We start from the raw sequence: 12856 nt of genomic DNA, 5'->3' as shown, positions 1-12856 counted from the left end.
CCGAACCGGCCACCGCCGCCACGCACCGCCCGCAACCCCAGGACACCGCCCTTACCATGACCAGCCCGACCCATATTACAGGCATGACAGGCATGACCGGCCATACTTCCCGCCCTGCCACCCCGGCCACCTTGTCCGAGGTTTCCGGCCCCGCCCTTCCCGATCTGGCCGGCCTTCCCGACATGGCTGGTTTATCCCGCTGCAACCCCCGCCTGGCCGCGTGGTTCGCCTGGTCGCACGACGACTGGCAGGGCGCGGACGCCGCCGGGGCGTACGTGCATCTGGGCTGCGGCGACGCGGTGCTGGACGGCTTCGTGAATCTGGACTTCCTGCCCCACGACGCCCGGGTGCGCGAATGCCGCCTGCTGGACGTGTGGCCGCGCCGCCTTGCGGGCAGCGTGGCCGCCTTCTACGCGGAAGACGTCATCGAGCACTTCTTCCTCACCGAACAGCTGTACATCCTGTGCTCCATGAACGTGCTGCTGCGGCCCGGCGGCGTGGCCCGGCTGCTCACCCCGGACATCGGCCAGTTGTGGACCTACGGCCAGCGCTTCGACGCCTCCACGCTGGTGGGCAGCGGCGACTATTTCGCCGACGTGATGCGCTGCCGCAACGGCATGGACGCCGTGAACACCGGGCTGCGCATGGGCGGCCACCGCTGGCTGCACGACTTCACCAGCCTGCGCCGGGCGGCGGCGGACTGCGGCTTCGAGGCGCGGCGCACCCCCTGCGCCGCGTCGGACGACCCCAAACTGTGCAACATCAACCTGCGCGACGAGTCGGGCATCTCCTTCGCGGCGGAACTGCGCAAGACGCGCCCCCTGCGCCACCTGCTGGTGTGGCCGGAACGCATCGCCAACGCCGTGCCCGTGGCGGGCGGCGACCCGGACGGCACCTCAAACGGCACCCCGGACGGCGAGCTGCCCACGGGGCTTGATAGCGGAGCGGACGCCATCCAGCCGGTGTTCCGCGCCGTCACCGGCGACCCCGGCATCACCTACCGCCTGCCCGACGTGGCCGTGGACCGCATCGCCATGGTCAACGTGCGCTCGGCCAACCTGTGCGAATTCCGCGAGCACAACTTCGCCAAGGCCTACTTCCGGCTGGAGGAGAGCGGCGCGGTGTACGCCGACCGCACCCTGCACTCCGTGCCGCACATGAACGGCTTCACCCGCGCCGACGTGGAAACGGCCATGCGCGGCGAGGCAACGCTACGCTCGATCCGCTTCGACCCGTCCGAGCGGGAGGGCGACCTGTTCACCGTGGGGCCGCTGGAACTGTTCCTGTACGACGACGCGGAGGAGGACGGAGACGGCGAACATGCGGGGGATGCGGACGAACGGCCCAAAGGCCGAAGCATGACGACGGTTGCCGCCGACGTGCCCCCCGGTGCCGTTTCTTCCGATAGCGCCACGCCCGGTAACACCTCGCCCGATAACATCCCGGCGGACGACCTGCCCGCGCACCTCGAAGACCACGTCATGGCCACCCCGTGCCGCCAGGGGGTCATCCACCACTTCGACTTCGACGGCCCGGTGGGCATGGCGCTGGCCATCTACGGCGAATGGGCCCAGGCTGAACTGGACGCGCTGGCCCCCTACGTGCCGCACGGCGGCCGCGTGCTGGACGTGGGTGCCAACGTGGGCACCCACGCCGTGGCCTTTGCCCGCATGGCCGGGCCGCAGGGGCGGGTGACCGCGCTGGAGCCGCAGGCAGAGGTGTTCGCCCTGCTGCGCCGCACCGTGGCCGTGAACGGCCTTGCGGACGTGGTCGCCCCGGTGCGGGCCGGGGCGGCGGGGCGCGCGGGCACGGCCCGGGTGCCCCGCATCGCCGCGCCCGAGGGGCAGAACCTTGGCGCGGTGCGCCTGCTGGATATAGGCGCGGTGCGGTTGCTGGATGCGGCCGACGCCCCGGCACAGGGCACGGGTCAGGATACGGTTCAGGACACGAATCAGGGCACGGACCGGGCCACCGACGAAATCCCCCTGCTGACCATCGACGGCCTGGGCCTGCATCTGCCCGCCCCGGAAACACCCGTAACCGGCGCACGGCTGGACCTGATCAAGCCAGAAGCCGGAATGGCGGGCACCGGCAGACGGCTGGACCTGATCAAGGTGGACGCCGAAGGGGACGAGGCCGCCATCCTGCGTGGGGCGGCGGCCACCGTCCGGGCCTGCCGCCCGGTACTGCACCTGGAATGCCCCGGCTTTGCGCGGGCCTGGCCCTGCGCGCGGCAGGCGCTGGCCTGGGGCTACGCGGTGTTTCACCTGCGCCTGCCCGCCTTCAACCCCGCCAATTTCCGGGGGGCCAGTCGCAACGTGTTCGGCGCGGCGGAAGAGGGCGCGCTGCTGTGCATCCCGCGCGAACGGCTGGAGGACGGCAGCCTGCCCGCGCCCTGCGGAACGGAAATCCGCGACGCCGCCGACCTTGCCCGCGCCCTGCTGGAAACCCGAGCCTACGGCCAGCCCGAGGAACGCGTACCCGCCGCCGTGCGGCTGGACCTAGCCCTGTCCGACCTGCGCCGCAAGCGGGCCGAGGAACACTGCGTGGCGGCCAACGCCCGCTCCGGCCGCCAGCACGGGCGCATCACCACCCTGCGCGCCACCGTCCGCGCGGCCGGGGAACTGCTGGCGGGGACGGAAGATGCAACGACGCCCCCCGGCGTTGCGGATGACGCCCGCGCCCGCCTGCTGCACGCCCTGGACGCCACCGCGCCGGAACGCCCGGCCATCGACGAGCCGGACACCCGTGAACCGTGGCCCGCGCCACCGGACGACACGGCATGGGCGGAACTGGCCGCGCGACGGGCGGCACTGCCTGGTGCACGAAACGACATGCCGCAGCGCCCGGTCATCGACGTCATCGTACCGGTATACACGGGGGCGGCCCAGACCCTGGCCTGCCTGCATTCGGTGCTGGCCGCCGATCTCGCCGCCGATGCCGGAAACGCGGCCATCACCCCCCGCGCCCACGTGGTGGTGATCGACGACGCCAGCCCGGAACCGGAACTGACGCAGGCCATGCGCCGCCTGGCCGGGCTGGGGCTGGTGGAACTGGTGGAAAATCCCGCCAACCGGGGCTTCGTGGCCTCGGTCAACGCGGGCATGGCCCTGCACCCGGACCGCGACGTGGTGCTGCTGAATTCCGACACCCTCGTCTTTCCCGGCTGGCTGGGCCGCCTGTCCGCGCACCTCTCCGCCCGGCCCGACGCGGGCAGCGTCACCCCGCTGTCCAACAACGCCACCATTTGCAGCTACCCGGTCACCGAGCGCGACAACCGCGCCGGGCTGGAACTGGACTCCGCCGCGCTGGACGCGCTGGCCGCCACGGTCAACGCCGGAACGGCCGTGGACATTCCCACGGCGGTGGGCTTCTGCATGCTGATCCGCCGGGCCTGCCTGGCGGCCACCGGCCCGTTCGACGAAGCCACCTTCGGCCGGGGTTACGGCGAGGAAAACGACTTCTGCATGCGCGCCGCCGGGCTGGGCTGGCGCCACCTGCTGGCCGCCGACGTGTTCGTGCGCCACGCGGGCGAGATGTCCTTCGGTGATGCTGCCGCCCCGCTCAAGGAGGCGGCCTTCGAGACGATACAGCGGCTGCACCCGGACTACCTGCGCACCGTGGCGGCCCACTGCGCGGCGGACCCGGCCCGCCCGGCCCGCCGGGCGCTGGATCTGGCCCGGCTGCGGGGCGCGCTGGCGCAGCGGTTCCCCGCGCCCGGCAACGACGCGGCCCGCCCGGTGCTGATGGTCACCCACAACTGGGGCGGCGGCACCGAACGCCACGTGCAGGACCTGTGCGACCGGCTGGCGGCGGAAGGCGCGCCCGCGCTGGTGCTGCGCCCGCGCGGGAACGACGCCGGGTGCGTGTGGGCGGTGAACCTGCCCGCCTCTTCACACGGACCGGGACCGCTGCACCTGCCCAACCTGGCCTTCGACCTGCCGCCAGACTTCGGCGCGCTGCTGGCAGTGCTGGCGGACCTGGACATCGGCCACATCCACGTGCACAACCTGGCCGGGTACCCGCACGCCGCGCCGGAACTGCTGCCCCTGGTGGCCCGGCTGCTGGAAATCCCCTGCGATGTCACCGCGCACGACCTTTCCGCGCTGTGCCCGCGCATCACCTGCGTCGGGCCGGACGGCTATCCCTGCCCCACGGCGCTGGACGGGGATGGACAGATGGAGGGCGGCGCGCCGTGGCGCTGCGTCGCGTGCATCGCGGCGGAAACGCCGCAACTCGGCAACACGGACATCGTGCGCTGGCGCGCGGCGTGGGGGACGCTGCTGGAAGGCACACGCGCCATCTTCACCCCCAGCCGGGACACCGCCCGGCGGCTGGCCGCCCACTTTCCCGGCTGCGCCGCGCGCATCGTCGTGCGGCCCCACCCGGAAACGCCGCCCCCAACGTCCCCTCCGGCGTCCCCCCCAGCATCCCCCCTGACCCGGTCCACGGCGGACCGTCACGCAGGCGACGCACCCGCCGCCGCACCCCCCGCGTCCCCCGCACCTGGCGACCCCCTGCGGGTGGCGGTCATCGGGGCCATCGGACCGCACAAGGGATCGCACGTGCTGGAGAACTGCGCCCGTCACGCCCGCGAGGCCGGGCTGCCCCTCGCCTTCACCGTGGTGGGCTACACCGACCGCGACGACGCATTGCGCGAGCTTGGGGTGACCATCACCGGCCGCTACCACGGGGACGAACTGCCCGGCCTGCTGGCCGCGAACGGAGGTGAACCGTACCATCTGGCCTTCCTGCCCGCCGTGTGGCCGGAAACGTATTCCTATACCCTGTCCGAGGCGGTGCTGGCCGGGCTGTACCCGGTCACCTTCGACCTGGGCGCGCCCGCGGAACGCATGGCCGCGTGGGGGTACGGCCTGCGTCTGTCCACGGGCCTGATGCGCGACCCGGCGGCCATCAACGCCGCCCTGCTGGCCTGCGCGACCACCCGACAGGCGCGACCGGCACCACCGCCGCCGGGGCTGGCGCGGGCCGTCCTGAACGCCGGGGACTCGGGGGACTACCCCGCGCCGTTCCGGGTCAGCTACTACGGATTTCCCGACGGGGGGGAAACCGGGGGGAGCGGGGCAACGCCCGCCAAGGAGCGACCATGAACACGGACGAAAGCCACCGTACCGCACACTCCGGCCACCCGCTGATCTCGGTGGTGGTGCCCAGCTACAACCACGGCCGGTACATCGGGTCGTGCCTCGACTCGCTGATGTTCCAGGACTACCCCAACCTGGAAATCGTCATCACCGACGACGCCTCCACCGACGATTCCCTGGCGGTGATCCGGCGCTTCCTGCGCGACGTGGCCGGGGCCACCGCCTCGTACGCCTGCCGCTACGACGCCGCGGCCGACGTCATCGAGCGCGCCGTGCACCCCCGCTACGCCCGCACGGGCCGCCGCATCGTGTTCCTGCGGGCGGAAGCCAACGCGGGCTCCACGGCCAACTACAACCTGGGCCTCGCGCAGTGCACGGGCGACTACTGCACCTTCGTCCCGGCCGACGACATCTGCCACCCGCAGCTGTTCTCCACCCTGGCCCGGCCGCTGATGGACGACACGGCGGACTTCGCCTACGCCGACATGTTCGTGGTGGACGACGACATGCGCATCCTGCGCGAGTTCCGCCTGCCGGAGCATTCCTTCGACGCCTCGTTCCGCAGTTGGTACCTGTGCGGCGTGGCCAAGCTGTACCGCCGCGCCCTGCACGACCGCTTCGGCCCCTTCGACGAGACCGCCGACGCCGACGACCACGAATGCTTCCTGCGCTTCGCCCTGGGCGGGGCGCGCTTCGTCCACGTGCCGCACACCCTGTACTCCGCGCGCAGCCACGAAGGGCGCGAAAACGGGCTGCACGCGCCGGGGCGCTTCGCCCGGCTGCTGGAGCATTCCAAGCGGCTCGTGCTGATGGCGCGCGAGCGGGAACCCGCGCAGCCCGGCGTCTGGCGCGAGGAAATGGTGAGGACAGACGCGGCGGGCGCGGACGAAATGCCGGAACCCCGCACGGCCCATCCTTCCGGCGCGTATCCCCCCAGCGTAGCGTATCCCCCCAGCGCAACGTATCCCATAATCGAGCGCGTCGTGCTCACCGACGAGGAACGCTCGTTCCTGACCGAAGGGGACTGCGCGCCGGACACGGACCCGAACGCGGACACTGGCATGGACACGGAGGCCCGCCGTGGGTGACCTGGCCCTGCCGCACATCCTGCCCCGCGTGCGCGATCCCCGGCGAGAGGTGCGCAAGTACGCCAACTTCCTGCTGGCCCTGCGCGCCCGCCGCGCAGGGGCCGCGCGGGTGGCGCACCACCCCTTCGACCTCACCGTGGACTGCGCCACCCTGTGCCAGTTGCACTGCCCCTACTGCGCCGTGGGCAACTCCACCATCCGCCGGGGCCGCGCCCTGATGGACGCCGCCCTGCACGAACGGCTGGCGGCGGACGTGGCCCCGGACCTGTTCCTGGCCTGGTACTTCAGCGCCGGGGAACCGCTGCTGCACCCGCGCCTGCACGAACACCTCGCCCGCACCGCCGGGGAGGAGGCCTTCACCGTGGTCTCCACCAACCTCAGCGTGCCCCTGCCCCCGGCCCGGCAGGAGGCATTGCTGCGCTCGGGCCTGGGCATGCTCAGCGCATCCGTGGACGGGGCCGGCGCGGCCACCTACGGGCAGTACAGGCGCGGGGGCGACTTTGCCCTGGTCATGGACAACCTGGCCGGGCTGGCCCGGCGCAAGCGGCAGATGGGGCTGCGCTTCCCCCTGCTGGAATGGCGCTTTCTGCTGTTCGCCCACAACCAGCACGAGGTGGACGCGGCCCGCGCCATGGCCACGGACATGGGGCTGGACCTGCTGGAATTCTTTCCCGGCTACGCCCTGCCGCCCGGCACGCCCGGCGAGCAGGGGGTGCACCCCATGACCGCCCCCATGCCGGAACGGCCCGTCTCCGGCCCGGCCTACGATGCGGGCCTGGCCCGGCGCGAAACGCTGATCCAGCGGCTGACCGCCGGGCAGGTGGCCCCCACGCCCGGCCCCGCCAACGGTCCCGGAGATCCGCGCCGCTGCGACTGGCTGTACGCCAGCGGCATGATCTACCCGGACGGCGCGTTCGGCCCGTGCTGCGTGGCCACCGACGCCGACGACGACTTCACCCGGCTGGACGCGCACCCCGATTTCGGCGCGGCCTGGAACGCCCCGGCATTTACCCGCACCCGCGCGGCCTTCGCGGCGGGCGATGGATCGGACCGCCCTGAAGGTGCGGACGGCATGGACGGTATAAACGGCATGGGCGCCAGCCATTCCGGCACCGGCGGCGCGGCAGGCACGGTGTGCGACCGCTGCCCCCTGCCCGTGGCGCAGGAACTGCAATTCGTGCAGAAGCTGCGGGCCATCCTGCGCAACGCGCCGGACTGGGTGGTGCGCATCCTGGCCGCCGCGCCGGAGGACTTCTTCCTGCCCGCCGACCACCGCCGGTTGCCCGTGGAACTGAGCGCCCTGTACCGTCCGGAGGCTCGCGCCCTGCCCCAGCATCCGGACGTGGACCCGGATGTGGACCCCAACGTGGTTCCGGACGCGCTGGTCCTGCTGCGCGCGCTGGCCGCATCCCATCCCGACCCGGAACTGGCCCGCTGCGCCGACATTCTGGAACGCGGCCACGCCTGATGCCCCCGCGTCCCGGACTTCACACCCCCCGCACACCCCGCGCGCAGGAGACGCCCGCATGACACAAGGCCACAGCACCCGGAACGACACCATCGGGGACGGCACCAACGGGGACGCCCCCCGGAACGGTGCAGCCCCCGCCGCCGCACGCCCCTTCCTTGAATGGCTCTCCGCCCAGCGCGCCCAGGACGGCGTGCTGCTGCTGGGCGACGCCCGGCCGTTCTTCCACGACGAGGCAGCCTACACCGCCCACCACGGCGAAGCCCCCGCCCCCCTGGACACGGGCCAAGGACTGGTGGCCCTGCTGCGGGCCACGGGCGCGGACCTGTCCGCCCCGGCGCTGGAGATAGGCTGCGGCTTCGGCTACCTCAGCCTCGGCCTGGCGGTGGACAACCCGTTCCCCCTGCTGCTGCTCACCGACACCTCGCCGGGCTTCCTGCGCATTCTGGGCCAGCGGCTGGATGCCCACGGCGTGGGGTGGAAGACGGACGGCAACGGCCACGCCTCCTCCCGTAAGCCCGCTTCGGGCGCTGTCCGCCTGGGCATCCTTTCCGGCGACGCCATGCAGGAAATCCCCGACGCCAGCCTGTCGTGCATCGCCATGCGCGCCACCCTGCACCACGTGGCCGACGTGGACGCCTTCCTGGCCCAGGCGGCGCGGGTGCTGCGTCCGGAAGGACACCTGGTGTTCGAGGAGCCCTGCCGCGAAGCCCTGCTGCTGATGGGCGTGCTGGTAGCCCAAATGCCCGAGCTGGCCGCCGCGCGCGGGGTGGAGGTGACCCCGCGCCAACTGGAACTGGTGGACCTGTTCCGACGCATGGTGGAATTCTACTGCCGCCAGGACATCGACAAGAGCACGGCCGAAGACAAGCACCTGTTCCACCCCGTGGAAATCGCCGCGCGCTGCCGGGCGCACGGCTTCGACACCACGGTCCACGCCAACACCAGCCTGGCCTCGCTGAAATACCTGCACGGCGAATCGCCCCTGCCGCCCACCTTCTTCCACGACACCACCCGCGCCTACATCGCCGACGTGTGCCGCATGCCGGAACTGGCGCCCCTGTTCGACGCCACCATCGCCGACTCCTGCGCCTACATCGACGCCTGCTCGCGCGGCGGGCGGGGGCCGCACTACATCGGGGTGTTCGACGCGCGAAGGGGGTAAGGCGGCTGATACCGCATCGGCACTTTTGTCAGGAATGCATCTTGCAGTCATAATCACGGCGAGCCACGCCACCGTCTCATCGCTGACGGTGAAGCCGCCCGAGTTCCGTGCCATGCAAGCCGCGCCACGCGCCCTTTGCCACCATCCGCGCGTTGAAAACACCTTTCGAGAGTGACCACCAAAATGACCCGCGATCCCCGGCAGCAGGAAACCGTTGCCCAACAGACAGCCAAGCTGGAAGAAGCAGTCCGCGCCGCCATCGAACGGGGCGACCGCTCCCCGCGGCTTTACGACGCCGTTCTGGATGCCTTGTGCGCCGGTGTGGATTCGCCGGTCTTCTCGCAATGGGTAATGGATTTCCTGATGGCCGGAGCCGCCATCCAGCCCCCCAGCGGTTTGCCCCCGGTGGCAACGATCATCGTCCCGTGCCACAACTATGGGGAATATCTTGAGGAATGCATCAACAGCGTACTGATGCAGACCTTCACGGCGTGGGAACTGATCATCATCAACGACGGCAGCACGGACAATACCCACGAAGTGGCGCAGGAACTGTTGCGCCGACATCCAGACTACGCCATCCGCTATTTCCGGCAGGAACGCCGAGGCATCGTGCAACCCCGCAACCGGGGAGCTACCCTGGCCCGTGGTGAATTCATCCTGGCGCTGGATGCCGACGATCTTATCGCGCCGCAGTTCCTGGAAAAGACCGTAGCCGCCCTGCGCGTCCGGCCGGACCTGGGCTACATGAGCACCAAGGCACTGTTCTTCGGCAGCGTCAACGCCATTTGGCCCACGACACCCTTCAACTGGGTGAATCTGCTGGTCACCAACCAGCAGACCAACACCACGTTGTACCGCAAGCGTATGTGGCGAGAGATCGGCGGGTACGAAGAACGCATGGTCCACGGTTACATGGACTGGGAGTTCTGGATCAGGGCCACCCGGCACGGATGGGCGGGCGCACAGTTGGACGAACCGCTGTTCTTCTACCGCCGCAAGGCCAACTCCGTGGTCATGCGCGCCAAGGAGCGCGACGTGGCCATCAAGGAACAGATCGTGCGGCTGCACCCGGACGTGTACGACGTGTCCAAGCTCGACGCGGTGCGCGCCGAAATGCACAACCAGAACTGGATTCCCGTCACGCTGGTGCGCCAGGACCTGGTGATCCGCCCGCGCGGCCCGGTGGACATGGAGGACACAGCAGCCACCCAGGAGCGGGCCAAGGCGCTGCTGGAAATGCTGCGCAACGCCCTGCCTTCCCTGGCCTACGCCTTCGAGGGCGAGCACGCCGGCAGGGGCGACCCTGCCGTGTATCCCGCGCTGCAAGCCAGGCTGACACAGAAGGCCAGGCACCTCGCGGACAGGGGCGAACGCGACAAGGCCGTGGAAACGGCTCTGCAACTGCTGGCCGCCTTCCCGGCGCAGCCCGGCGCTGCGCTGCTGGCCATGCAGGTGCTGATGCGCTGCGCGCGCATCCACGAAGCCCACACCCTTGCCCGGCAGTACATGGCGCTCTTTCCCCGCGATAGGGCCGTGCGCGGCTTCACGGCCGACCTGCTGGGCATGATCGGCAGTTGCACCGAGGACCCTTACCGGGCCATGGCCCTGCTCGACTGCGCCCACATGCTGGCCCCGGACCACGAACAGCATGTCGGCGAACTGGCCGCGCGCCTCGCGGCACTGGGACAGGACCGCACCGAGGAGCGCCTGCGCAAAGGCGCTCGGACTGCGGACGCACGACGCCGCGTGTGGTACGTCACCGACACCTTCGGCTTCGGCGCGGGGGGGGTCAACGGCGTCACCCAGGCCAAATTCATGACACTGTCTTCCATCCTGCGCGGCCATGACGAGCCGGACGGATCAGGCGGGCCGGACGTCACGGTGGTCACCGCATGGCACCCCGGACTGCCCGAGGCCATGGCGGAATTCGCCCGCATGACGGCCGACGTCTGCGGGGACAACGGATTCCGCTGGCCATTGTGGATAGCCGTACATCCTGAACGGAACCCCGGCGAGGACCCGCGCTGGAAGGCCGCCGGCGAGCCGGAACTGATCATCGAGGAAGGGGTGCTGCTGGAAGGCCACCGTTTCCTGCGCACCCTGCCCCTGCCAGAGGACTGCCCGCGCACCTTCGTCCACCATACCTCGCCCGACCAGTACACCGGCAAGTTCGAATACCGAAACCTGTACGACGAGGCCATCCACGCCTTCACCCGGTATGAAAACCACGTCTGCGTTTCGGAGAACGTCATCGCGGAATGGAAGGCCATCGAACCCCTGTCCGGTAAACGCTGGACGTACATTCCCAACTGCGCCGCCGAAGAAGAGGCCGCCGCGCTCCTGCGGCGGGACACGGGCGAGGTGCGCGACGCGCTGGAACTGCCGCGCGACGCCATGATCTACCTGTGCCTGGCCAGCGTGCAGACCCGCAAGGGGCACGATATCCTGCTGGAACAGATGGCCGAGGTATTCCACAAGGTACCAAGGGCCGTGCTGGTCTGCGTGGGGCCGGTGCACGGCGAATGGAGCGGCTGGGACATCGTGGCCGAGGCGCGCCGCCGCTACGGCACGGAGCGCGTGCGCTTCACCGGCATCCGCCGCAACGCCCTGGACTACGTGCGCGCCTGCGACTGCATGGTGCTGCCCTCGCGCGAGGAAGCCCTGCCGCTGGTGCTGCTGGAAGGCATGGCACTGGAGAAGCCGTGCGTGGCATCCAACGTCAACGGCATTCCGGAACTGGTCGTGCACGGCGAAACCGGGCTGCTGTTCCCGCTGGAGTCCCCGCGCGACCTCGCCCGGTACATGACCGCCCTGGGCACGGACCCGGAGCTTGCCCGCACCATGGGCCAGCGGGCCGGGGAACGCTACCGCGAACACTTTTCTCGCAAACGCCACACCACCCGCTGGACACGGGCCATACAGGACATGCTGGCGGGAGCGCAGCCCTGACCGCCCCGGCAGCCAAGCCAGAAAACAGCCGTTCCCGCCCTGCGGGCGACGGCGGGAGAGACCCGTGAGCGGAACCATCCTCGTCACCGGCGGCGCCGGGTACATCGGATCGCACGTCAACCTGATGTTGGCGGAACGCGGCGAATCCACCGTGGTACTGGACAACCTGGTCTACGGTCACCGCGAATTCGTGCAGGCCGGGCATTTCGTTCACGCGGATCTGGCCGACATCGACAGGCTGCGCGAGGTGTTCCGACAGCACGACATCACTGGAGTGATGCATTTCGCGGCCTATGCCTACGTGGGCGAATCGGTGACGGACCCGGAGAAGTACTACGCCAACAACGTCGGCGCCACTCTCAACCTGCTGCGGGCCATGCGCGAGCACGGCGTGCGCGACATCATCTTCTCCTCCACCTGCGCGACCTACGGCAACCCGGTAGCCCTGCCCATCGCGGAGAACCACCCACAGCTGCCCATCAACCCGTACGGCCGGTCCAAGCTCACCGTGGAGCACATCCTGGAGGACTACGGCCGCGCCTACGGCCTGCGCCACGTCTCGCTGCGCTACTTCAACGCGGCCGGGGCCGACCCGCAGGGCCGCGTGGGCGAATGGCACGAGCCGGAGACGCACCTCATCCCGCTGGTGCTGCAGGCCGTCCTGGATCCGTCCAAGCCACTGCGCATCTTCGGCGACGATTACGACACCCCGGACGGCTCGTGCATCCGCGACTACATCCACGTCACCGACCTTGCGCAGGCGCACCTGCTGGCGCTGGACCATCTGCGCGCGGGCGGCTCCGCCACGGTGTTCAACCTGGGCAACGGCACGGGATATTCGGTGAAGGAAGTGGTGGCCGCCGCCCGGGAAGTGACGGGACGGGATGTGCCCTTCCTGCTCGGCGCCCGGCGGCCGGGCGATCCGGCACGCCTGGTGGGCAGCGCGGAACGCATCCGCGTTGAATTGGGCTGGGCTCCCCGCCACGGCGACCTGCACGACATTCTCGCCACCGCGTGGCGCTGGACGCAGGTTCTGGAAGAGCGCCGGGCCGCCGCCCGCTCCTGACGGCGCTGTCGT

6 protein-coding genes are annotated in these 12856 nt (G+C 70.5%); all 6 read left to right on the top strand.

The features are described 5' to 3' along the window. The first annotated feature begins 56 nt into the window (after window positions 1-56). Complete coding sequence (locus V6B97_RS00065; protein ID WP_333504449.1) at window positions 57-5111, top strand: FkbM family methyltransferase; 5055 nt, start codon at window positions 57-59, stop codon at window positions 5109-5111. After that, entirely contained in the window at window positions 5108-6193 is a 1086-nt protein-coding gene (locus V6B97_RS00060; protein WP_333504448.1) for a glycosyltransferase family 2 protein, read from the top strand. The genes V6B97_RS00065 and V6B97_RS00060 overlap by 4 nt, the downstream gene beginning before the upstream one ends. Further along, window positions 6186-7661 (top strand): radical SAM protein, encoded by a 1476-nt coding sequence (locus V6B97_RS00055; RefSeq protein WP_333504447.1) that lies wholly within the window; start codon window positions 6186-6188, stop codon window positions 7659-7661. Before V6B97_RS00060 ends, V6B97_RS00055 begins: the two co-directional genes overlap by 8 nt. 58 nt (window positions 7662-7719) lie before the next feature. Continuing rightward, a complete protein-coding gene (locus V6B97_RS00050) occupies window positions 7720-8826 on the top strand; it encodes a class I SAM-dependent methyltransferase (protein WP_333504446.1) in 1107 nt (368 codons plus the stop codon). A 183-nt stretch (window positions 8827-9009) separates the two neighbouring features. Further along, window positions 9010-11778, top strand: a complete 2769-nt coding sequence (locus V6B97_RS00045) for a glycosyltransferase (RefSeq protein ID WP_333504445.1) — start codon at window positions 9010-9012, stop codon at window positions 11776-11778. Between the two features lie 64 nt (window positions 11779-11842). Then, a complete protein-coding gene (galE, locus tag V6B97_RS00040; RefSeq protein WP_333504444.1) occupies window positions 11843-12844 on the top strand; it encodes a UDP-glucose 4-epimerase GalE in 1002 nt (333 codons plus the stop codon). Window positions 12845-12856: the final 12 nt, after the last annotated feature.

The sequence above is a fragment of the Nitratidesulfovibrio sp. 1201_IL3209 genome (assembly GCF_036763125.1).
Classification (GTDB): domain Bacteria; phylum Desulfobacterota; class Desulfovibrionia; order Desulfovibrionales; family Desulfovibrionaceae; genus Cupidesulfovibrio.
This window is presented reverse-complemented; position numbering and strand designations above follow the sequence as displayed.

Coding starts and splice junctions, on each gene's coding strand:
- V6B97_RS00065 (WP_333504449.1), top strand. CDS start 57: ATGACCAGCCCGACCCATATTACAGGCATGACAGGCATGACCGGCCAT.
- V6B97_RS00060 (WP_333504448.1), top strand. CDS start 5,108: ATGAACACGGACGAAAGCCACCGTACCGCACACTCCGGCCACCCGCTG.
- V6B97_RS00050 (WP_333504446.1), top strand. CDS start 7,720: ATGACACAAGGCCACAGCACCCGGAACGACACCATCGGGGACGGCACC.
- V6B97_RS00045 (WP_333504445.1), top strand. CDS start 9,010: ATGACCCGCGATCCCCGGCAGCAGGAAACCGTTGCCCAACAGACAGCC.